The following is a 22,512-nucleotide window of genomic DNA, read 5'->3' as shown; positions in this document are numbered from 1 at the left end:
TGCCACATGGCATGGGTAATATGCAAAATTGCATTTGTTATTATACAATATGCAGCTAATAAAGTCAATAGAAATGTAGAATTTTATAAAAAATTTTGTTTTTGTCAGCGTTTATGGCTTAACAACGAGGTTTACAAGCTTTTTGGGAACCACGATTTCCTTGATAATCTGCATATTTTCTATCGCTGCGGCTACCTTCGCGTCGGATTTTGCGAGTGAGAGAACGTCGTCCTTAGCCGCGTCAACGGGAATATTGAGCTTGGTTTTAATCTTGCCGTTGACCTGCACAACAATTTCAATCGTCTCGTCAACACACTTGCTCTCGTCGTACTCAGGCCACTGAGCCTCGGCAAGAATTCCGTCGCCGAGCTTGTTGACGGAGTAAACCTCCTCGGTAATGTGCGGAGCGAAGGGATTGAGCAGGATCGAGAAGATTCTCAGTTCTTCCCTATTGATAGTCTTGACATTCGAAATATCGTTGATAAGAGCCATAAGAGCGGCGATAGCGGTGTTGAATTTGATGTTCTCGATGTCGTCGCCGACCTTCTTGATCGTCTTGTGGAACGCGCTCTCGAGCTCGGGACGTATAGAGTCGCCGTCGATGAGATTATTCTGGAGGTTCCAGTATCTCTCAATGAATCTGCGGCAGCCGCGAATGCTCGCCTGGCTCCAGGGAGCAGCCTTTTCAAAGTCGCCGATGAACATCTCGTACAGGCGCATTGTATCAGCGCCGTACTCGTCGACGATGTCGTCGGGATTGACTACATTGCCTCTGGACTTGCTCATCTTCTCGCCGTTCTCGCCGAGGATCATGCCGTGCGAGGTGCGCTTTGCGTAGGGCTCGGGAGTGGGCACAACGCCGATGTCATAGAGGAACTTGTGCCAGAAGCGGCTGTACAGGAGGTGGAGTGTAGTATGCTCCATACCGCCGTTGTACCAGTCTACGGGTGACCAGTACTCAAGCGCTTCCTTTGAAGCGAGGGCTTCGCTGTTGTGGGGATCCATGTAGCGCAGGAAGTACCACGAGGAACCTGCCCACTGGGGCATTGTGTCGGTCTCGCGTGTAGCCTTGCCGCCGCAGCACGGACAAGTCGTTGAGATCCAGTCAGTCATATTCGCAAGCGGAGATTCGCCGTTGTCGGTGGGCTCATATGACTCGACCATAGGGAGTCTGAGCGGAAGCTCGCTCTCGTCGAGGGGTACGAAGCCGCACTTGTCGCAGTGAACGATCGGGATAGGCTCGCCCCAGTAACGCTGACGTGAGAATACCCAGTCGCGCAGCTTATAGTTAACTTTGGCGTGACCCTTACCCTCTGCGGTCAGCCATTCGATGATTTTCTTCTTTGCGTCGTCAACGCTCAGACCATCGAGCATACCGGAGTTTACCATAATTCCGGTTGCGCAGTCGGTGAAAGCCTCCTCCTGAACGTTGCCGCCCTTAACGACCTCGATGATCGGGAGATCAAACTTCTTTGCAAACTCCCAGTCGCGGGTATCGTGAGCGGGTACCGCCATGATAGCGCCGGTGCCGTAGGACACGAGAACATAGTCGGAAATGAAAATCGGGATTTCCTTGTTGTTGACAGGGTTGATCGCGCGGACGCCGTCAAGCTTTACGCCGGTCTTGTCCTTAGCGACCTCGGTACGCTCGAAGTCGGATTTTCTGGCAGCGGCTGCCTGATACTCGCGGATCTCGTCCATATTGCCGAGCTTGTCCGCCCACTTTTCAATCAGAGGGTGCTCAGGTGAGATTACCATATATGTAGCGCCGTAGAGTGTGTCGGCTCTCGTGGTATAAACTGTGAGAATGTCGCCGGTTGTGGTGGTGAAGTCAACCTCGGCGCCTGTGCTTCTGCCGATCCAGTTCTTCTGCTGAGCCTTCACGCGTTCGGGGTAATTGACGAGGTCAAGGTCATTGATGAGTCTGTCGGCGTACTCGGTGATTTTGAGCATCCACTGTGACTTTACCTTGTGGACAACCTCGCTGCCGCAGCGCTCACACACGCCGTTGACGACCTCTTCGTTTGCGAGAACGCACTTACATGAGGTGCACCAGTTGACGTTCATTTCCTTCTTGTAGGCAAGACCCTTTTTGAAGAGCTGGATGAAAATCCACTGTGTCCATTTGTAGTAGTCAGGATCGGTGGTATTGATCTCACGGCTCCAGTCGAAGGAGATACCCAGCGACTGGATCTGCTTCTTGAAGCGCGCGATGTTGTTCTTTGTGACGATTTCGGGGTGAATGTGGTTCTTTATCGCATAGTTCTCGGTCGGAAGTCCGAACGCGTCCCAGCCGATAGGATAGAGCACATTATAGCCCTGCAGACGGCGCTTTCTAGCAACGGTGTCGAGAGCGGTGTACGGACGCGGATGACCTACGTGCAGACCCTGCCCCGAGGGGTAAGGGAACTCGATAAGAGCATAAAACTTTTCCTTATCGCTGTTGTCCTGAGCGTGGAACACGCCCTTTTCTTCCCATATTTCCTGCCATTTAGGCTCTACAGCCTTATGATTATACTTCAATTTACTTCCCTCCGTAATTTAATCCGTAATGATGTCCGTCAGATCAACGGGTTTGCCGTCCTGCCAGAGACGGTCGAGGTCATAAAACTCCCTAGCCTCCTCGGAGAACACATTGACGAGCACGTCGATGTAATCGAGCAGGATCCAGCTGTTTGAGCGATAGCCCTCGATATGGCTGACGGAGACGCCCGCCTTGTCAAGCTGATACTCAACCTCGTCGGCGAGAGCCTTTACATGGGTCGAGCTGTTGCCCGTGGCGATGACCATATAGTCCGCGATAACGGAAACGTCGCCGATTTCGATAACCTGTATGTTAAGTCCCTTTTTGCCGTCGATCGCCTTTGCGGCGGCAACGGCGGTTTCATAAGCTGTCATAGACTACTTCCTTTCGATATTGAGAACTAATTCGTTGTAACAATCGAGCTGGTCTCGGTGTATAGCCAGCTCCTTTGAGGACAAATCGGTAATTGTGAACTTGCAGGAAAAAAGCATCGCGTCCTCTAGTTTTTTCCGCGAAAGCTCACGCATGATATCAACGTCCTTGTAGCTTCTCTCAGCCGACGTGAAATCCGCGATATAGATGATTTTTTCCAGCAGGCTCATACCCGCTCTGCCCGTGGTGTGGTAACGGATCGCGTTGATAATGTCGTTATTTTTTATTCCCAGATAATCGCGCACATATACGCTGCCGCTAATGCTGTGCCACAGCTTCGGGGCGTTTTTCTGCACGCTGTCTAAGATTATACCACCGTCCGTGATAATTTGCAACTGTTCGGGCTTCGGAAATTCCTTAGTTACGTCGTGCAAAATGCCCGCGGTATAGGCGAGCTCCTCGTCACAGCCGTAAATCTTCGCGAGAGCTACAGCCTCATCTGCAACGTTTACGCTGTGTGTAAAGCGGTAGTCGCCCATTTTTGAACGGATGAAATCCTTATACTCTGACGTTTTCAAGTTCTTCACCCCGTTCAGATTTTTTTCTTAGCCTTGGGCAGAACTATCTTCGGCTCCTTGGGATTTGCGCGGTAAAGCACGAATTTTGAGCCGATGACCTGAACTACGTCGGCTGCGCATTTTTCCGCGATAAGATCAGCCGCCTCGCGCGAGGAATATGCGCTCGTCTCGAGCACCTTGCCCTTGATAAGCTCACGCGCAGTGAGAGCCGTGTCCGCCTGCATAATAATATTGTCTGTGATCTCGCCCTTGCCGACAATAAGTATTGTCTCATAGCTGTTGGCAAGTCCTCTGAGATACGCTCTTTGTTTGCTTGTTAACATATTTTTCCCTTCCGATCAGCCGAAGTGTTCCTTGAGAGCCGCCTGTAATTTTCTCAGCGCCTTTCCTCTGTGGCTGACCTTGTCCTTTTCCTCTCCGCTTATCTGGGCGAAGGTCTTGTCTCCGAAATAGAAAATCGGGTCGTAGCCGAAGCCGCCGTCTCCTATAAACTCGTAGCCGATCTTTCCCTCGCAGGTTTCTTCAATCTCGATTTTGCTGCCGTCGGGAAGAATGCAGCAGATAGCGCAGGTGTAATGAGCGCCGCGATTTTCGTCAGGCACTCCTTTCAGCTCCTCGAGGATCTTCGCGGTTCTGTCCTCGTCTGTAACGCAGTCCTCGGGGCTGTAGCGCGCCGAGAAGATACCCGGTCTGCCGCCGAGAGCGTCCACGCAGATGCCCGAATCGTCGGCGACCGCCGGCATTCCGGTCTTGACATAGGCGGCATTTGCCTTGAGAAAAGCGTTTTCCAAGAAGGTCGTGCCGGTCTCGTCAACCTCGTCGAGCACGACTCCCGCGTCCTTTGCGCTTACGGCCTCAATGCCGAGCGGCTTTAAGATACGCTCCATTTCGACGAGCTTCTTCTTGTTATTCGTAGCGATAATAAACTTCATTATTCAGCGCCCTCCGTTTTTGTAAACAGAGCTCTCGCAAAGTCAGACGCGCTGAACGGCTGCAAGTCGTCGATCTGTTCGCCTACACCGATGTACTTGACGGGAATTCCCAAGCCTTCCTTTATTGCGAGGACTACACCGCCCTTTGCGGTGCCGTCGAGCTTTGTGAGTACGATACCGGTAATGCCCGTCGCCTGACGGAACTGCTCTGCCTGGTTGACGGCGTTCTGACCTGTTGTAGCGTCAAGGACAAGGAGCTTTTCCTTTGCCGCGTCGGGCAGCTCTCTGTCAATAACGCGGTTGATTTTTGCAAGCTCGTCCATAAGGTGCTTTTTGTTGTGAAGTCTGCCGGCGGTGTCGCAGATGATAACGTCGCAGCCTCTCGCCTTTGCGGCGGCAATAGCGTCGAAGATAACGGCGGCGGGGTCGCTGCCTTCCTTTTGCTTGATTATCTCGCAGCCGCTTCTCTGAGCCCAGATGTCGAGCTGGTCGATCGCGGCGGCACGGAAGGTATCCGCGGCAGCGAGCAGCACACGCTTGCCCTGCAAACGAAGGTTATTAGCGAGCTTGCCGATTGTCGTGGTTTTGCCCACGCCGTTTACACCTATTACAAGGATAATCGACGGACTTGTGGAAATGTCAAGCTCCTCGCCGCCCGAGAGCATTTCTGTAATGACTTCCTCGAGAAGTCTGTTGATCTCTTTAGGGTCGGTGATACCCTCTTTTTTGACGCGGACTCTAAGCTCCTCGCAGATTTTTTGAGCTGTGGGAACGCCAACATCGCCCATAACGAGCAGCTCCTCAAGCTCCTCGAACAGCTCCTCGTCTATCTTGGTAAAAGACCTGAGCATGGACTCGATCTGACCCATGACAGCCTTTCTTGTCTTTTTTAAGCCTTCCTTGATTTTACTGAATAATCCCATAAGAATACTCCTTTATTTCGAATCTATTCCCAGCTTTTCGGCGACCTCTGTGGAACGCAGCTCCAAGAGCTTAGAAATGCCCTCGTCCTGCATGGTGACGCCGTACAGAACGTCCGCTTCCTCCATGGTGCCGCGGCGGTGAGTAATCAAAATGAACTGGGTCTTTGCGGTTAACCTGCGCAGGTAGCTTGCGAAACGGAAAACGTTTACGTCATCAAGCGCCGCTTCTATCTCGTCCATTACACAAAACGGAGCCGGCCGCACCTTCATTATCGCGAAGTACAGAGCGACCGCGACAAGCGCCTTTTCTCCGCCCGAGAGAGCGTCGAGATGAACCACTATTTTTCCAGGCGGGTGAACAAGGATATCGATGCCGCTCGTGAGGATATTCTCGGGGTCAGACAGCGACAACGACGCCGTGCCGCCTCCGAAAAGCTCCTTGAAGGTTTCAGTGAAGTTGCGGTTTATTGCGCCGAAGCTCTCGACGAAAATCTCCTTCATCTGCTTTGTGAGGGTGACGATGAGCTTTTCTATCTCAGCCTTTGATTTCTCAACGTCCGCGACCTGCGCGCTCATGAATTCATATCTCTCGGAAACCTCTTTGTATTCCTCGATTGCGCTGACATTTACATTGCCGAGGCTCTTTATGCCCTGCTTGAGCTCGGTCAGGCGCTTCTGAGCCTTATTCGGTTCCTCAATTTTTATCGCTGTCTTTTCAGCTTCGCGGCGGGTAAGCTCGTACTCCTCCCAGAGCTTTGAAATAATATTATTATACTCTTTTTCGATGTTTATCTTGCGCTCCTCAAGACGGGCAAGCTCTCTGCCGGAAAGCTCGCGCTCAGATGTCTTGTCGCGCTCAAGGATGCGTATCTGCGCACTTCGTTTTTCAAGCTCCTCGCGCTGTGTACTTATTGCAGAGATCTGTCCGTTTACGGAGGTCTTTGTCTCCTCGATGGACTTTATCGCTTTGTTGATTTCATCGATTCTCTCGCGCGACTGCTCAATTGCGGCGTTAAAACCGTCGATCTGTGATTTCAGCTGCGCCATCTTTTCCTCGTTGTCGGAGCCTGAGTTCTTTGCGAAAACTATCTCGGAGTTCAGCGCGTCGATATCCTTCTGCGACCTTACGATTTCAAGGCGGATATTCTGAAGCGTATCCGAAAGCTGCTCGCGCTTCTGAGTTAGCTGTGCGCGGCTGCCCGTGACGGAATTAACTTTTTCTTCTGCCGCGGCGATCCTGAGATTCAGGTCAGTGAGCTTTTCTCTAGCCTCTGCCCTGTCCTTTTTAAGAGTATCAATGCGGTCAAGACAGTCGTTTATTTCTTTTTCGGAATTATCAATATATTCCTTTGTGTTGTCAAATTCAGTGTCGCAAGCCCTGCTCTCAGCCTGCATACGCGCAAGATCCTGCTGTCTGTTCGACAAGTCCGCGCGAGTTCCCAAAAGCTCGGCGTCGATCGAGGCGCATTCTCGGTTGAGCTGTTCTGTGATGCTTTCGGCATTCTTCGCCTTTTCGATAAGGCTCTCGGTCTGAGCCTTGAGTCTTGTGATCTCCGAGGCGCGGCTTAGTACACCGGTGTTCCTCAGCTGTGAGCCGCCGGTCAGTGAGCCGCCCGCGTTGACGACCTGACCGTCGAGGGTCACTACCTTGAAGCGGTAGGAATAGCGCTTTGCGATTGAAGCGGCGCTGTTAAGATCCTCGGCAATTACGATTTTTCCAAGCAGCGAGCCGAGAATATTATTATATCTGTCCTCGCAAGAGCATAAATCTGCGGCGACTCCGACATAGCCGTAGCAGTCGTCTAGACCGTTTTCACGCAGCTCTCTAGATTTTATTGTGTTCAGCGGCAGGAAGGTTGCACGTCCGCCGTCGGAGGATTTCAGGTAACGTATAGCCTGCTTTGCGTCCTCGTCGCTCTCGACAACGATATTCTGCATTGCCGAGCCGAGTGCTGTTTCAATTGCGACGGCGTACTCCCCGGGCACCGAAATGACCCTCGAAACGGGGCCGCAGATGCCTTTAAGTCTGCCCTGACGCGAGGCGTTTACAACAACCTTTACGCTCTTTGAGAAGCCCTCGAGATTGCGCTCGAGGTTTTCGAGAAAGGATATTTTCCTTCTGTGCTCGTTGAGGTCGAGAGTCAGCCTGTCACTCTCGGCTTTAAGCTCATCTCTCCTTTTGTTTTTGGAAGCGAGCTTCATTTCCAGACCGGAAATGGCGTTCTGAGCCGAAGATATTTCATCCTGCACCGTCTTTATCTGAACGGCGTAGCTCTCTCTCATTTCGCCGAGCTCTTTGAGCTGAACGTTTTTTTCCTCGTTTGTTTCTTTTAAGCTCTCGATTCGAGCGGTCAGCTCGTTGATGCTGCTGTCCGCGGTCATGTCAATGACTCTCACGTCAGCAGACTGAGTTGTCAGCGCGGAAAGCTCTGATGTAAGCTCCTGTAATTTATCTCCGCTGCGGCTGGAGTCGAGATTAATGCTGTTCAGCTGCTCTGAAATTTTTGCATATTCGCGCTGCTTTGAGGTTATTTCAAAGTCGAGCGCGGTGATTTTTTCCTGCTTTTCGGCTATTGTTTTTATAAGCTCTCCGGCGTTTTTGTCCGCCTGCTCGATTTCACCGCGCAGTCTCTGTATATTTTCGCTGTTGTGCAGAATGTCATTTTCGGCCACGGAGATTTCGGCGCGCTTTACGGCGATTTCGGAGTCAAGCGAGGATATCCTGTTTCGCAGTTCCTCGGATTTTGAGGAAAGGACGCCTGTTTTTTCGTAGATTTTATCGTTTTCCTCCTCGATTTCAGCAAGCGCCTGCTCCGCCGAATCGTACTGGTTTTTCGCAATCGCGATTTTTTCCTCCTGCTGCTTGAGGCTGTCCTGCGACTTGTCCAAGGTAAGCAGCCACAGAGCGATTTCCAGCCCGCGCTTTTCCTGCGAGAGCTCCAGAAATTTCTGAGCCTTCTCAGACTGCTTTTTCAGAGGCCCTACACGTTCCTCAAGCTCGGTGACGATATCGCGCAGACGCAGGAGGTTTTCCTCTGTGTTTTTGAGCTTCCGCTCGGCGTCGGTTTTGCGGTAGCGGTAACGGGAAATACCCGCGGCTTCCTCAAAAATCTCTCGTCTGTCCTCGCTTTTTGAGGAGACTATGCTGTCGATTTTGCCTTGTCCTATCATTGAGTAGCCGTCGCGACCCAAGCCCGTGTCCATAAAAAGCTCGTTGATGTCCCTGAGTCTGACGGCTGCCTTGTTTATCATATATTCGCTCTCGCCGCTTCGGTAATAACGCCTTGTAACGGCGATCTCGTCTCCGTCAAACGGCAGAAAGCGGTCGGAGTTGTCGATATTCAGCGTGACCTCGGCATAACCCTGACGCTTGCGCTTGTCCGTTCCGTTAAAGACAACGTCCTCCATTTTTGAACAGCGCAGGCTTTTTGGAGACTGCTCGCCGAGAACCCAGCGGATAGCGTCGCTGATGTTGCTCTTGCCTGAGCCGTTCGGACCCACGACCGAGGTGATTCCCTGCTCAAACGATAATTTTGTTTTGTCGGGAAAGGTCTTGAAGCCCTGTATCTGCAATGATTTTAATCTCAAACGCTCACCCCTATGCGCATTTCGTATTTATCCAATGAATCGTCAAAAATAATGTTCAGCCTGTACCCCATATCCTCAAAGGAGTGAAGGTTCTGTTTTTTCTGTCCGTACAGCTTGGACAGAGATTTTTTGTGTATGGTTATATCGATATTCTTGCTTTCAAGCAGCTTTGCTTTTTCTAAAAAGGAATTATAAAACAGTCTGCTTTCGCAAAGCTCCTTGAAGGCAGGATGGTAATTATGGCAGTAGCCGTTCTGAATCAGGCTGTCGGAGTAATGAAGCCCGACGCGGATAATTTTAATATTCTCGTCCTCGAATAATTTTATAAGCTGTGAGCACAAGTCGACGTTTTCCTCAAGCGTGTACGGCTTATAGCTTTTTTCAAGGTAATATTTTTCAAGGGCAGTGCCTTTCATAACTACCGTAGGATAAATTCTGACGGTGTCGGGTTTTAAGGCTATGAACTCCTTGGCAGTATATTTGTCCTTCTCAAAATCTGAGCCGTAGAGTCCGGTCATCATCTGCAGCCCGAGTGAAAAACCGTATTCCTTTATCAGCCTTGACGCCCGCCTTACGTCCTCTGAGTTGTGTCCGCGCTCGTTGAGCAAAAGCACGCCGTCATTCATTGACTGGGCGCCCAGTTCGATCGCAGTAACGCCGTATTTTTTGAGCAGAACGAGGATATCGCGGTCAATGGCGTCGGGTCTTGTTGAAATACGTATGCCCGAAAACACGCTGCCGAATTCCTTTGCCGCGGTGAGGAGCGTTATCATATACTCCCTGTCAATCGCGGTGAAGCTGCCGCCGAAGAAGGCTATCTCGGCATTTTTCGACCGTTCACCCAAGTCGGACTGAGCCTTGACGAGAGTTTTTTTCACGTCGTCCGCGGTCGGCTGGTACTGCTGACCCGTGATGCTTTTCTGATTGCAGAAGCTGCACTGATGAGGACAGCCGTTGTGCGGAATGAAAATCGAAATATTGCTGTGTTTAATATCCCATCAGCTCCAATGCTTCTCTTGCCGCCTGCTGCTCGGCTTCCTTCTTGCTTCTGCCGCCGCCCTTGCCGATGACGTTGCTGTTGAGATGAACCTCGACCGTGAAGTGCTTGTTGTGGTCGGGTCCGCTCTCGCCCGTCAGCACGTATTCGAGCTTTTCGCCCGGGTTTTTCTGGACGATTTCCTGCAAGGTGGTCTTGTAGTCCTTGACCTTTTTTCTGCGAGAATTTTTTATCGACGGAATAATGAAGTTCAATATATGCTTTTTTGCGGGCTCCATGCCTCCGTCGATGTAGATTGCCGCGATGAGAGCTTCGAACGCGTCGGAGAGAATCGACGGTCTTTCAGCGCCGCCGTTGTTTCTCTCACCCTTGCTCAGGACAAGACAGCTGCCGAGATCGATTTTTTTCGCGAACTCAAAAAGCGATTTTTCGCATACGAGAGACGCTCTGAGCTTAGTCAGCTCGCCCTCGGGAAGCTCGGGACAGTGACTGAAAATATAGTCCGACACGACGATTGAGAGCACTGCGTCGCCTAAAAATTCCAGACGCTCGTTGTATTTGATGTGCTGAGCCTTTCGCTCGTTCGCATACGACGAGTGGGTAAGCGCTTCGCTGAGCAAATCCTTGTTTTTAAAATGATAACCGATTTTTTTTTCTAATTCCGTCATCTTTTATCACCCGATAATGCGGTGGTGATTTCGGCAATGGCATTCGCCGAAACATAGTTTGTCGACAGCTTGATAGCGTTGAACATAGTAGTCGCCTTTGAGTCGCCGTGAGCCTTGAATACAGGCTTTGACGCACCGAGAATAGGCGCACCGCCGTACTTGTTGTAGTCGAATTTTTCCTTGATACCCTTTAGATCCTTCATCAGGAACGCAGCAGCGATTTTACCCTTGGCGCTGTCGGTAAACATGTGCTTCATGATCTTCATCATGGTTATCGCGACGCCCTCGTATGTCTTGAGAACCATGTTGCCTGTAAAGCCGTCGCAGACTACTACGTCGCACACGCCCTTTGAGATATCTCTGCCCTCGACGTTGCCGATGAAATTAAGGCTGCTGTTCTTGAGCATCTTATATGTCTCGCGATAAAGCTCTGTGCCCTTGTGATCCTCGGTGCCTACGTTGCCGAGTCCGACTCTTGGATTGTTGACCTTCATTACTCTCTCCATGTAGACAGAGCCCATGAGAGCGAACTGATAGAGCATTTCGGGACGGCAGTCGACATTCGCGCCGCCGTCGAGCAGCATGGCGGAGCCTGTTTCGGTGGGAATAACGGGCGCGAACGCCGGACGCTTGATGCCCTTGATTCGCTTGATTCCGAGAGTTGCTCCTACGCAGAGAGCACCGCTGTTGCCCGCGCTGATGAACGCGTCGCCTTTGCCCTCGTTGAGCAGGCGGATACCAACAGCCATTGAGCTGTTTTTCTTTGTCTTGAGGACGGAGTTAGGCTCGTCCTCCATTGTAATGACCTCATCGCAGTGAACGATTTCCATGCGGTTCAGAGAGATGTTGTTCTCCTCGGCGCACTTGCGGATCTCGCTCTCAATACCGGTCAGAACTATGTCGATGTCTAGCTTTTCGACCGCAAGAGCGCAGCCCTTTACAACCTCGTGCGGACAGTTGTCGCCGCCGAAAGCGTCTACAATAATTTTCATAATCAATCACCTAAATTTTCAACAATAAAGCTATCAAGTGAAGCGAGCGCGCGCTCTGCATATGCGGCGGCACGTTCACGCTTATCTCTCGGTCTGTGTTCAAGCTCGGGCAGAATTCCGAGATTCGCGCCCATTGGCTGGAATTTCTTCACGCTCGGGTCTGTTACATATCCCTCAAGCGCGCCTGTCATTGTGTCTTTCGGGAAGACAACCGTTTCAAGACCCTTGAGCCTTCTTGCGGCGTTTATTCCCGCGACTATTCCCGCGTCAGCACTCTCCATATAGCCCTCAACGCCCATAAGCTGACCTGCAAAGAACAGGTTCTTATTTTCTTTTACAGAATAATCAGCATTAAGCACTGCTGGAGAGTTAATAAATGTGTTGCGGTGCATCACGCCATAACGGACGAATTCAGCCCTGTGCAGAGCTGGTATTAGCGAGAACACGCGCTTCTGCTCGGGGAATTTCAGGTTGGTCTGGAAGCCGACGAGATTGTACATCGTGCCGCCGGAGTTCTCCTTGCGAAGCTGGAGAACAGCCCACGGTCTGTGTCCCGTTTTCGGATTGACAAGTCCTACTGGCTTCATGGGACCAAAGCGCAGGGTTCCTTCGCCTCTCTGAGCCATGACCTCGACCGGCATACAGCCTTCGTACACCTTGGGGTTGCTTACGTCGAAATCGTGCAGCGGTGCTCTCTCGGCATTTACGAGCTCATTGTAAAAACGCTCGTACTCCTCCTTGTTCATCGGACAGTTGATATAATCATCCTCACCGCCGCGGTCATAGCGTGAAGCAGTGAAGGCGTAATCCATGTCCACACTCTCTGCCGTGACGATCGGCGCCGCAGCGTCAAAGAACGAAAGCGAGCCGCCGAAGCGTTTTTCTATGTCGGACGCAAGCGCGTCTGAGGTCAGAGGTCCCGTCGCGACAATTGTAATCCCGTCGTCGGGCAGCCTCTTTATTTCCTCGCTGATAACCTCGATATTTGGGTTGCTTTTAATTCCCTCGGTCACAAGACGCGCGAACTGCTCTCTGTCGACCGCTAGCGCGCCGCCTGCGGGAACCCTGCACTTGTCCGCGCAGGTCATCAGAAACGAGCCTAGTCTGCGCATTTCCTCCTTCAGCAATCCTGCCGCGCTTTCGACGCGCATTGCCTTTAAGGAGTTTGAGCATACGAGCTCTGAAAATAAATCCGATTTATGCGCGGGCGATTTCTTTTTAGGCTTCATCTCAAAGAGCCTGACCTTTATGCCGCGCGACGCTATCTGCATCGCCGCCTCGCACCCCGCGAGACCAGCGCCTATTACATTTATATACATTACTTTTCTTCCGTCTTTAATGTCTTAGTGAAGCCGCAGCCCTCTTTAGCGCAGAATACGGCGGGCTTTTTACCTTTTTTCTTAAAAAGAATTTCTCCGCAGTTCGGGCACTTCTCATTTACAGGCTCGTTCCAGCTGACAAAGTCGCAGTTCGGGTAGTTTGAGCAGCCGTAGAACACGCGCTTTGACTTGGTGTGCTTGACGATAATATCGCCGCCGCACTTCGGGCAGGGAACGCCTGTCTTTTCGACGTACTTGACGATATTCTTGCACTCGGGATAACCGGGACAGGCGATGAACTTTCCGTATCTGCCCACCTTGACGACCATCTGTCTGCCGCACTTGTCGCAGATAAGGTCGGTCTCGTCCTCCTTGAGCTTTATCTTGACGCCGTCCATTTCCTTCTTGGCTTCCTTGAGTGTGTTCTCAAATCCGCCGTAGAAGCCGTCGAGCAGCTCAACCCACTGCACGTCGCCGCTTTCTACGCTGTCGAGCTCCTCCTCCATTTCAGCGGTGAACTTGACGTTCACGATGTCCGGGAAGCGCTCCTTCATCAGAGTGGTTATCGCTTCACCGAGCTCTGTGGGAACGAGGGTTTTCGCCTCGCGTTTGACGTACTCCCTGCCGGTGAGCGTTGTTATGGTCGCGGCGTATGTCGAAGGTCTGCCGATGCCGTACTCCTCGAGGGTTTTTATCAACGACGCCTCGGTGTATCTTGCGGGCGGCTGTGTGAAGTGCTGGTTTTTCTTGAGCTCCTTGCACCTTACGGGCATATTCTTCTCAAGCTCGGGAAGCTGTGTCGACTTCTCCTCTGCCTCATCCCTGCTCTCTACATACAGAGCGGTAAATCCGGCGAAATCGACGTAGTAGCCGGAAGCCTTGAAGGTGTAGCCGTTCGCCTCGATGTCTGCCTGAGTGGTTTTCTGAATGCAGTCAGCCATCTGAGAAGCGGTAAAGCGGCTCCAGATGAGCTTGTAGAGCTTGTACTGGTCTGAGGTAAGGCTGCTCTTGATTTTGTCGGGCTCAAGGCTCGGCATTGACGGTCTGATAGCCTCGTGACCGTCCTGAGCGTTCTTTCTCGACTTGTAGAAGCGCGGCTTTTCGGGCAGATACTCACTTCCGAAGGTCTTGCCGATGTACTCGGTCACCTCGTTGACTGCGACGTTCGAAACTCTCAGAGAGTCGGTTCTCATGTAGGTGATAAGACCCGTAGCGCCCATACCCTGAATATCTACGCCCTCGTAAAGCTCCTGAGCAACCTTCATCGTTCTGCGCGACTGGAAGCCCAATTTTCTTGACGCCTCCTGCTGCAATGTTGAGGTGATGAAAGGCGGCGCCGGACTTTTCTTTCTTGTGCCGTGTCTAACCTTTGTAACGGTGTACTCAGCGTCCTTGAGGTCGGCTTCGATTTTGTCAGCCTGTTCCTGATTCGTGATTTTAATCTTTCCATTTTGGTCGGAATACAGAGAGGCGGCGAAAGATTTTCTGCTGCCCTTGGGAATGAACTTCGCGTCGATCGACCAGTACTCCTCAGGCTTGAACTTGCGGATCTCGTTCTCTCTGTCGACAATGATTCTGAGTGCAACGGACTGCACCCTTCCCGCCGAAAGACCTCTGCGGATCTTCTGTGAGATAAACGGGCTGAGCTTGTAACCGACAAGACGATCTAGAATCCTTCTCGCCTGCTGCGCGTTTACGAGGTCGATATTGATCTCCCTCGGGTTGCTCATGCCGTTCTGCACGCCCGCCTTTGTGATCTCGTTGAATTCCACTCGGTTGCAATAATCACCGGGCAGACCGAGAATGTACGCAAGGTGCCATGAAATCGCCTCGCCCTCACGATCGGGGTCGGTTGCGAGATATATTTCGTCGCTCTGTTCGGCAAGACTTTTGAGCTCCTTGACAAGCTTTTCCTTGCCTTTTATTATATCGTATTTCGGTGCGAAGCCGTTTTTGATGTCGACGCTCAGTCTTGCCTTGGGCAAATCGCGCACATGACCCATTGAGGCGACAACCTCGTAGCCCGAACCGAGATACTTCTTGATTGTCTTTGCCTTGGCGGGAGACTCCACAATGACCAGATTTGACATTAATTTCCTCCTATAAATATACCTTCTATTTCAACGAGAACCGTCTGCCGCCCTTTGAAACTACTAAATCGTAGATCTCGAGCTGTGTCAGGGCTGTAAGCACCCGGCTGATCGGCAGACAAGTGTCCTGCGATATTTTGTCGGTGTTAACAGGATCCGCGCTTAGGTATCTGTATACTTTTTCCGCGTCCTGTGATAATCCCGAAACCTCTCTGTGAACAGGCTTTTTTGCGAGCATTTCCTGTTCGGTATGTTCGGGTTGCTTTTTTTCTTTTTGTTTTGAGGGCTTTGCTTTGTGAGCCTTTTTCCTGTGATGCTTTACAGGTATCTTTTCCAGCTCGTCGAGCGGGATATCCTCCTCGGGATCGAATTCAACTTCGCTGTTGCGCAAAGCGACGACGATGTCCATTATATCGGTGATAGGCTTTGCGCTTCCGTTTTTAATCATTCCGTTTGAGCCCTCATTCTCGGGGCTGTTGTTGCCGAGCAGGGCAAACAGCTGTCTGCCCATTTGCAGCGCATATCCCGCGGTGATGAGCGAGCCGCTTTTCTTCCCTGATTCGATTATCAGCAAACCGTCCGAGAGTGCGGCAATAATGCGGTTCCTCTCGGGGAACTGATAAGGCATCGGCGGAGTGTCGGGCGGGTATTCCGAAATTACAGCGCCTTTGTTTGTAATCGCCTCGCGCATGGCGGCGTTGTCCATAAGGTACGGATAATTTATTCCGCAGCCGCGAACACAGATGGTCACTCCGTTCGCCGCCAAAGCTCCCCTGTGCGACGCGCAGTCAACTCCGAGAGCGCCGCCGCTGATGACAACAATGCCGTACCGCGAAAGGGCGTAGCCGAAGCTGTAGGAGTTTTTAAGTCCGTAATTCGACGCGGTTCTCGTGCCGACGATACCGACGGAGTCGAGATTATCAACGTCGGGCAGATTGCCCCAAACGTAAATAACAGCCGGCGGATCGGAAATTTCTCTCAGACACTGAGGGTATAAGCTGTCGTCGATAGAAATAATGCTGTAGCCGAGCTCCTCGCAGCGGCTTATGATGCTGTCCGAAGTCTCGCGTCCTATGTTTTTAAGGTGATCCAGATCCCTGTCGGAAAAAATTCCGCAGAAGCGCCATTCATTCTCGCCGCCCTCGAAAAAGACGGAAATGTCGCTGTACATCTCATAAAGCGCCTTTATTTTTTTGTTGCAGAATCCGAGAGCCTTGCTCAGACGGAGCCAGTATTTCGCGTTTTCGCTTATCATCGCAGCATTTCCCAGATAATTACCGTGGCGGCAGCTGAGGCGTTTAGTGACTCGGCGTTGCCGTTCATCGGAATCGTGATCTTCTTCTGACAGGCGGAAACTGTTTCCTCTTTCAGACCGTTGCCCTCGTTGCCGATGACGACCACGCAGGAATCTCCAAAGGAAATATCGGTGATTTTTTCGGCGTCTTTGTCAACAACTGCGGCATAAGAGCTGAGGTTACTGTACTCACCGAGGAAATCCGCGATACTCGTACAAACTATAAACGGCACTCTGAACACCGCTCCCATTGAGCCGCGGACTACCTTCGGGTTATAGATATCGCAGCAGTCCTCCGAGAGAATAACGCCGGAAACGCCGAACGCCTCGGCTGACCTCAATATGGTGCCGAGATTGTTCGGATCCTGCACATTATCAAGCGCAAGGAATTTTCCGCCATTCTTAATTTTAACAGACTGTAGGGTTTTGTCAAGTGTTTTTATTTCGCACAGGACTCCCTGCGGGTTCTTTGTGTCGCACACATGGGAGAAAACCGCGTCGGAGAGAACAAGCGTTTCACACGAATACTCCATGAGAGCACTGAGCTTATCCGCGTATTTTTTAAGAGCCGTCTGAGTAACGTACAGTGTTTCTATCACGGCTCGGCTGAGCATGGCGTCGCGGCAGACCCTCAGACCTTCGGCTGTAAATACGCCGTTCTGTCTGCGGAAACGCGCGCTTGATCGAAGCTTAACGAGCCTTTTGACCCTCGGATTATCCCTGCTTGTGATTGTCTGCATAGTTTACTCCTGATACAGCAAAAGCGTTTGGAGTTATCCAAACGCTGTTACATTAATTATTTTACCTTCTCAACAAGAGCGGTGAAAGCTGCGGGATCGGAAATAGCGATCTCGGAGAGCATCTTGCGGTTGAGGATAATGCCCGCCTTCTTGAGTCCGTTCATAAAGGTTGAATAGTTGGTGCCGTTAGCCTTGCAGGCTGCGGAAATTCTTGTGATCCAAAGACGGCGGAAATCTCTCTTTCTCTGCTTACGGCCGATATACGCGTAGTTGCCGGACTTCATTACCGCCTGCTTCGCCATTTTGAAATGCTTGGATTTGGAACCCCAGTAACCCTTGGCGAGCTTTAATGTCTTTTTCCTTCTTTTGCGAGTCATCATCGCACCTTTTACTCGTGCCATTCTATATTACCTCCGATATTTTGAATTAAAGTGTGAAGCTGAGATTTATCCCGATTACTTGTAAGGGATAAGGCGCTTCATCTGCGGTGTGTTGGTTCTGTCGGCAACAACTGTCTGACGGAGACCTCTCTTACGCTTTCTGGTCTTTTTGTTCAGAATGTGGCTTTTGTTTGCGTGAGCACGAATAACCTTTCCGTTCTTGGAAAGCTTGAAGCGCTTTTTGGCACCGCTATGAGTTTTAATTTTAGGCATTTTAATATCCTCCCTTGATGAAATTACTTGTTTGACTTTGGCGCAAGAAACATAAGCATATTGCGGCCCTCGAGCTTGGCGGGCTTTTCGATAACGGCTTCCTCAGCGCACGCCTCAGCAAAACGCTTCATTGTATCAAGGCCGATTTCGGGATGACCCATCTCGCGTCCTCTGAAGCGTATGGATACCTTGACCTTGTCGCCGTGTCTGATGAATTTGAGAGCGTTGTTGAGCTTGGTGTTAAAATCATGCGTGTCGATATTGAGCGAAAGTCTGACTTCCTTGATATCAACGGTATGCTGATTCTTTCTTGCTTCCTTCTCTCTTTTAGCCTGCTCGAAGCGGTACTTGCCGTAGTCCATAATCTTGCATACGGGCGGGTTGCTCTGGGGAGCGATCTTAACGAGGTCAAGATTCTTCTGCTCCGCAATGTTGAGAGCGTCCCTTGCGGACATAATACCGAGCTGCTGACCGTCTGAGCTGATGACTCTCAGCTCCTTGTCACGGATTTCTTCATTGATCTGAATGTTGTTATCTTTCCTGCCGATGGTTGAGCACCTCCAAAGCACATTTAGCGAAATAAAGAATGCGGACAGAAATACTTCCGTCCGCAGCAATACACAACTATAGTTTAGTCAGATATTGACCCGTGCAGACGGCACCCCACAGGTGAAAGCATTTCTGCTTTGCTTTATTTTACTGAAATATTATATTACATATCTTTCCGTTTGTCAAGAGTTTTTTTGGGGGAGTTTTGCAGTAGGTAGTATATGGCGGGATACCCGCACACGATTTATATTAAAACTACCTGCTACCCAACTACCAACTCTTACAATACGTTACCGCGAGAGTTTTGTTTCTGAATCTTTTGTCGTATGTTACCTCTTTAATGACCGTTACGAAGTCCGGCAGGACGAAATCTTGGTTTTCATTCAATAGTTCAATTTCAAGCAGCGCAAGCTTATCCCAGAAAGGAAACACGTCAAGTTCAAAATACGAATTGTTCCATACAATACAATATCTGTCCTTCGCGATAGTACCCTGACAATATTCCTTTACAGAAATATAGCTCTCATACTCCTTCTCGCTTATCCTCTCCTCTGTTTCGATGCGGCGTATCTCGCTTATCTTTTTCTTCACGGTTTTTATGAAAACCGCACCTTCTCCCTCGCCGCGTTTTCTCACCCTGAACCTGCCCTCATCAGGCGTTGTGAGGTATGTCTGCGAAAGCGGCACCCTCTTGCACGCGGGCAGACTGTTCAAAATGTTAATGTCGGGATATGCGATCAAAAACTTCCGCTCTATCTCAAGCGGTTCGGGAATTCCGGCAACGGCGAGCGTTTCCTTTAATAATCTACTCAGCTTGCCGTCAAAGTCAGTGCTGTTGTCGATAACGCGAAGGTGCGGCGTGCCTGTCCAGACAGAGAGCAGTCTTTGGTCAAGTTCGCGAGCCTTTTCGATATCCTCGCTTCTGATCTCGTTGTTTTTTGTCTGGTAATGTTCCTCAGCTCCGTTTGCCGCGGTTACGAGATGGAACACCGCGTCGTACTCACACAGGATTTGATTTTCAGTAAAGCCGTTTTTCTTTGCATAATCAAAAAACTCTGCGTCGCTCACATAGGCACGGCTGTCCATAAGTCCTCTGTCGCAAATGATAACGCATTTCTCAGCCGTCGACTTTTCTGCAAGCGCTTGCAGCCTTCTCTCGCCTTCGAGCTGGGTCTTGAAAAGCAGGCTGTGGAATTCATAGCTGCCCATGTTCTCGGGAGTTTTTCCCGATTTCATCAGAGAGGTGGCTGTCTCGTCAAGACAGAAAACCTCAGCGCCGAGATGTTCAAGCTCGGCTTTTAAAAATGAAACAGCGGTGGATTTGCCCGCGCAGGGACCGCCTGTAAGCGCGATTTTAATGATTTGAGACATAAATATCACCCGAAATTAACAGATAATACTATTATAATCTGCAATATTATCATTATATTTCTAATACGGAATATTAACGTAGTTTTAAAGTGCTAAAATACTAAAAAGAAAATTTCACTTTTGAAAGGAAGTTATATAAATGGCAAAGCAGAATATCGATTGGTCAAACATCGGCTTCGGTTACATCAAGACCGACGAGCGTTTTGTATCCAACTACACTGACGGCAAATGGGACGACGGCGTTCTCACTACCGACGACATGGTAACTATCAGCGAGTGCGCGGGCGTTCTCCAGTACGCTCAGACCGTATTTGAGGGCTTGAAGGCGTACACCACCTGCGACGGCAGAGTTGTCGTATTCCGTCCCGACCTCAACGCGTCCAGACTCAAGGACAGCTGCGAGCGCCTTGAAATGCCCGTTTATCCCGAAGAAAAGTTCATCGAGGCTGTAAAGAAGGTCGTAAAGGCTAACATCGACTACGTACCTCCCTACGGAACAGGAGCTACCCTCTACATCAGACCCTACATGTTCGGCACAAACCCCGTTATCGGCGTAAAGCCCGCGAACGACTATCAGTTCCGCATTTTCACCACACCCGTAGGCCCCTACTTCAAAGGCGGCGCTAAGCCTATCACAATCAAAGTTTCCGATTTTGACAGAGCCGCACCTCACGGCACCGGTCACATCAAGGCGGGTCTTAACTACGCCATGAGCCTGCATGCTATTGTTACAGCTCACGAGGAGGGCTTTGACGAGAACATGTACCTCGACGCTGCTACACGCACAAAGGTTGAGGAAACAGGCGGCGCTAACTTCCTGTTTGTAACGAAAGACGGCAAAATCGTCACCCCGAAATCAAACAGTATTCTCCCCTCTATCACCAGACGCTCCCTCATGTACGTTGCCGAGCATTACCTCGGTCTTGAGGTTGAACAGAGAGAGGTTTACTTCGACGAGGTCAAGGACTTCGCGGAGTGCGGTCTCTGCGGCACCGCGGCGGTAATTTCTCCCGTTGGCAAAATCTATGACCACGGCAAGGAAATCTGCTTCCCGAGCGGCATGGAGGAAATGGGTCCTGTTACAAAGAAGCTCTACGAGACCCTCACGGGCATCCAGATGGGACAGATCGAAGCTCCCGAAGGCTGGATCGTTGAAATCAAGTAATTCAGAGATATCAAAAGACCGCTCAGTCCGAGCGGTCTTTTTTATTCTGAATTAAATACCAAAATCAAAAAGGCTGCCCGGTCGGGCAGCCCTTTTCAATAAATATAGTCAGATGATTACGCCTGATTCTTAAGCTGAACAGTACCAACGATGTACAGTACGGGAAGAACAAGACCTGCGAGAATGCTTACGATCTGAACTCCGAGACCGCCTGTAGCAAACAAGATGTTAGCAACAAGGCTGAGAACAGCACATACGATACCGAAGATCATCAAGGTCTTGGCAGCAGCGGGATTGTTCCAGTTCTTCTTGCCCTTGACGCCTGCGATGATCTCAACAACTGCGCCGAGAACGGAGATAACAACAGCGATCCAGATAACAGCCATGATAGGACCGGTGCTTCCGCTGTAACCGTTAGCGGCAAGCGCGCTGTCAACTGCGCTGGAAACCTCAGGCTGTGACATAACAGCGGTGCCGACACCTGCTAAAGCAGCAGCGATAACGCTGAATACTGCGCTGGCGATACCGCCGATCATCATGATGATGCTGACAATTTTAAGAAGCTTTGAACCCTTTTGTTCCATAATAAAATCCTCCTCTTGAAAATAAAAAATTGTTGCGGTCTTTTGACCGAGGCTATTATATCACAAAGAACCAACGCAAAACATTACAATTCCGTAACATTTAATAGATATTCAAAAGTTCTATGTTTTTATGCATATTATTCAAAAATGAGGTTTGGTTTTCATCAGTTTAACGAAGCGCTTAACTTATATATGAAAAAAGGAGCCGTCACAAAACGACTCCTTTGCTATATTAAATATTAACCTCTGCGGTTTCTTCTGTCGTTGTTTCTTGGTCTGCGGGGACGCGCGGGACGATCGCTGTCGCCATTGTCCTCGGGGGTGAGACCGTCAACGTCGATGAGCACCTGACGGCGGCTGAGATTCAGTCTGCCTTTGTCGTCGATCTCGGTAACCATAACGCGGATAATATCGCCTACGTTAACAACGTCGGTAACGTTCTCGGTACGCTTTACGTCGAGCTGTGATACGTGTACAAGACCTTCCTTGCCGGGAGCGATTTCGACGAACGCGCCGAAGTCCATGATTCTTGTAACCTTGCCGAGATACATGGCGCCGGGCTCGGGATCGGAAGCGATAGTCTGGATAATGTCGATAGCGCGCTTGCACTTCTCGGTGTCAAGACCGGCAACGAATACCTGTCCGATCTCGCCTTCTTCCTCGATGTCGACCTTAACGTCGCACTCAGCCTGAATCTCCTTGATGACCTTACCGCTCTTACCGATGACCTCGCTGATCTTGTCGGCGGGAATGGTTGTGGTAAACATCTTGGGAGCATAGGGCGAAAGCTCGGGTCTGGGCTCTGCGATAGCCTTGAGCATGACCTCGTCGAGAATGAAGATACGCGCCTTGTGTGTCTTTTCAAGCGCTTCCTTTACCATTTCGGGAGTCAGACCGCTGATTTTGAGGTCCATCTGGATAGCTGTGATACCCTCGTGAGTACCGGCAACCTTGAAGTCCATGTCGCCGAAGAAGTCCTCAAGACCCTGGATATCGACCATAGTCATCCAGCGCTCACCCTCGGTGATAAGACCGCAGGAAATACCCGCTACGGGAGCCTTGATCGGAACGCCCGCGTCCATGAGAGCGAGGGTCGAGCCGCAGACAGAGCCCTGAGAGGTTGAGCCGTTCGAGGAAAGAACCTCGGAAACGAGTCTGAGCGAATACGGGAAA

Annotated in this window: 21 protein-coding genes; 1 reads left to right on the top strand and 20 read right to left on the bottom strand. The window is 50.6% G+C overall.

The features are described from left to right. Positions 1–111: 111 nt before the first annotated feature. From leuS to KQI64_RS04145, 18 genes are all read right to left on the bottom strand, one after another. Positions 112–2,523, bottom strand: a complete 2,412-nt coding sequence (gene leuS / locus KQI64_RS04230) for a leucine--tRNA ligase (RefSeq protein ID WP_216523487.1) — start codon at positions 2,521–2,523, stop codon at positions 112–114. Positions 2,524–2,541: 18 nt separating this feature from the next. Continuing rightward, positions 2,542–2,898: a ribosome silencing factor gene (gene rsfS / locus KQI64_RS04225; RefSeq protein WP_216523486.1), complete on the bottom strand. Its 357-nt coding sequence runs from the start codon at positions 2,896–2,898 to the stop codon at positions 2,542–2,544. A 3-nt stretch (positions 2,899–2,901) separates the two neighbouring features. After that, positions 2,902–3,474, bottom strand: a complete 573-nt coding sequence (gene yqeK / locus KQI64_RS04220; protein ID WP_253289183.1) for a bis(5'-nucleosyl)-tetraphosphatase (symmetrical) YqeK — start codon at positions 3,472–3,474, stop codon at positions 2,902–2,904. A 14-nt stretch (positions 3,475–3,488) separates the two neighbouring features. Beyond that, complete coding sequence (locus KQI64_RS04215) at positions 3,489–3,797, bottom strand: YhbY family RNA-binding protein (RefSeq protein ID WP_216523485.1); 309 nt, start codon at positions 3,795–3,797, stop codon at positions 3,489–3,491. A 15-nt stretch (positions 3,798–3,812) separates the two neighbouring features. Then, positions 3,813–4,406, bottom strand: coding sequence for an RdgB/HAM1 family non-canonical purine NTP pyrophosphatase (gene rdgB / locus KQI64_RS04210; RefSeq protein WP_216523484.1), 594 nt, complete (start codon positions 4,404–4,406; stop codon positions 3,813–3,815). Further along, a complete protein-coding gene (gene ftsY / locus KQI64_RS04205; RefSeq protein ID WP_216523483.1) occupies positions 4,406–5,329 on the bottom strand; it encodes a signal recognition particle-docking protein FtsY in 924 nt (307 codons plus the stop codon). Before ftsY ends, rdgB begins: the two co-directional genes overlap by 1 nt. A 12-nt stretch (positions 5,330–5,341) precedes the next feature. Then, complete coding sequence (smc, locus tag KQI64_RS04200; protein WP_216523482.1) at positions 5,342–8,917, bottom strand: chromosome segregation protein SMC; 3,576 nt, start codon at positions 8,915–8,917, stop codon at positions 5,342–5,344. Further along, entirely contained in the window at positions 8,914–9,882 is a 969-nt protein-coding gene (locus KQI64_RS10595) for an elongator complex protein 3 (RefSeq protein ID WP_330622983.1), read from the bottom strand. Before KQI64_RS10595 ends, smc begins: the two co-directional genes overlap by 4 nt. A 22-nt stretch (positions 9,883–9,904) precedes the next feature. After that, positions 9,905–10,582, bottom strand: coding sequence for a ribonuclease III (gene rnc, locus KQI64_RS04190; RefSeq protein WP_216523480.1), 678 nt, complete (start codon positions 10,580–10,582; stop codon positions 9,905–9,907). After that, the gene (plsX, locus tag KQI64_RS04185) at positions 10,579–11,574 is read right to left on the bottom strand and encodes a phosphate acyltransferase PlsX (protein ID WP_216523479.1); all 996 of its coding nucleotides are present in this window, start codon (positions 11,572–11,574) and stop codon (positions 10,579–10,581) included. The genes rnc and plsX overlap by 4 nt, the downstream gene beginning before the upstream one ends. A 2-nt stretch (positions 11,575–11,576) precedes the next feature. Then, complete coding sequence (gene trmFO / locus KQI64_RS04180) at positions 11,577–12,893, bottom strand: methylenetetrahydrofolate--tRNA-(uracil(54)-C(5))-methyltransferase (FADH(2)-oxidizing) TrmFO (protein ID WP_216523478.1); 1,317 nt, start codon at positions 12,891–12,893, stop codon at positions 11,577–11,579. Then, positions 12,893–14,983, bottom strand: a complete 2,091-nt coding sequence (gene topA, locus KQI64_RS04175) for a type I DNA topoisomerase (protein WP_216523477.1) — start codon at positions 14,981–14,983, stop codon at positions 12,893–12,895. The genes trmFO and topA overlap by 1 nt, the downstream gene beginning before the upstream one ends. A 25-nt stretch (positions 14,984–15,008) precedes the next feature. Next, positions 15,009–16,238: a DNA-processing protein DprA gene (gene dprA / locus KQI64_RS04170; RefSeq protein WP_216523476.1), complete on the bottom strand. Its 1,230-nt coding sequence runs from the start codon at positions 16,236–16,238 to the stop codon at positions 15,009–15,011. Further along, positions 16,235–17,017, bottom strand: a complete 783-nt coding sequence (locus KQI64_RS04165) for a TrmH family RNA methyltransferase (RefSeq protein ID WP_216523475.1) — start codon at positions 17,015–17,017, stop codon at positions 16,235–16,237. The genes dprA and KQI64_RS04165 overlap by 4 nt, the downstream gene beginning before the upstream one ends. A 56-nt stretch (positions 17,018–17,073) precedes the next feature. Beyond that, a complete protein-coding gene (gene rplT, locus KQI64_RS04160; protein ID WP_216523474.1) occupies positions 17,074–17,418 on the bottom strand; it encodes a 50S ribosomal protein L20 in 345 nt (114 codons plus the stop codon). A gap of 54 nt (positions 17,419–17,472) precedes the next feature. Then, positions 17,473–17,670 carry a 50S ribosomal protein L35 gene (gene rpmI / locus KQI64_RS04155; RefSeq protein WP_092967365.1) on the bottom strand — a complete coding sequence of 66 codons (198 nt, stop codon included), beginning with the start codon at positions 17,668–17,670 and terminating at the stop codon, positions 17,473–17,475. Between the two features lie 23 nt (positions 17,671–17,693). Beyond that, the gene (gene infC / locus KQI64_RS04150) at positions 17,694–18,239 is read right to left on the bottom strand and encodes a translation initiation factor IF-3 (RefSeq protein WP_216523473.1); all 546 of its coding nucleotides are present in this window, start codon (positions 18,237–18,239) and stop codon (positions 17,694–17,696) included. Between the two features lie 250 nt (positions 18,240–18,489). Beyond that, positions 18,490–19,590, bottom strand: a complete 1,101-nt coding sequence (locus KQI64_RS04145) for an AAA family ATPase (protein ID WP_216523472.1) — start codon at positions 19,588–19,590, stop codon at positions 18,490–18,492. 139 nt (positions 19,591–19,729) lie between these two features. Here KQI64_RS04145 and KQI64_RS04140 point away from each other — a divergent pair, with 139 nt between their 5' ends. Then, the gene (locus tag KQI64_RS04140) at positions 19,730–20,755 is read left to right on the top strand and encodes a branched-chain amino acid aminotransferase (protein WP_216523471.1); all 1,026 of its coding nucleotides are present in this window, start codon (positions 19,730–19,732) and stop codon (positions 20,753–20,755) included. Between the two features lie 116 nt (positions 20,756–20,871). Here the strand turns inward: KQI64_RS04140 and KQI64_RS04135 are convergent, their stop codons facing one another. Together KQI64_RS04135 and KQI64_RS04130 are read right to left on the bottom strand one after the other, a co-directional pair. Further along, a complete protein-coding gene (locus tag KQI64_RS04135; RefSeq protein ID WP_216523470.1) occupies positions 20,872–21,339 on the bottom strand; it encodes a hypothetical protein in 468 nt (155 codons plus the stop codon). Positions 21,340–21,578: 239 nt separating this feature from the next. Next, on the bottom strand, positions 21,579–22,512 hold a 934-nt coding region (locus KQI64_RS04130), incomplete at its 5' end, for a S1 RNA-binding domain-containing protein (RefSeq protein ID WP_216523469.1).

Source organism: Lachnoclostridium sp. MSJ-17, assembly GCF_018918205.1.
Lineage (GTDB): Bacteria > Bacillota > Clostridia > Oscillospirales > Acutalibacteraceae > Ruminococcoides.
Note: the sequence above shows the minus strand (reverse complement) of the source record. Positions and strands in the feature narration are given on the sequence as shown.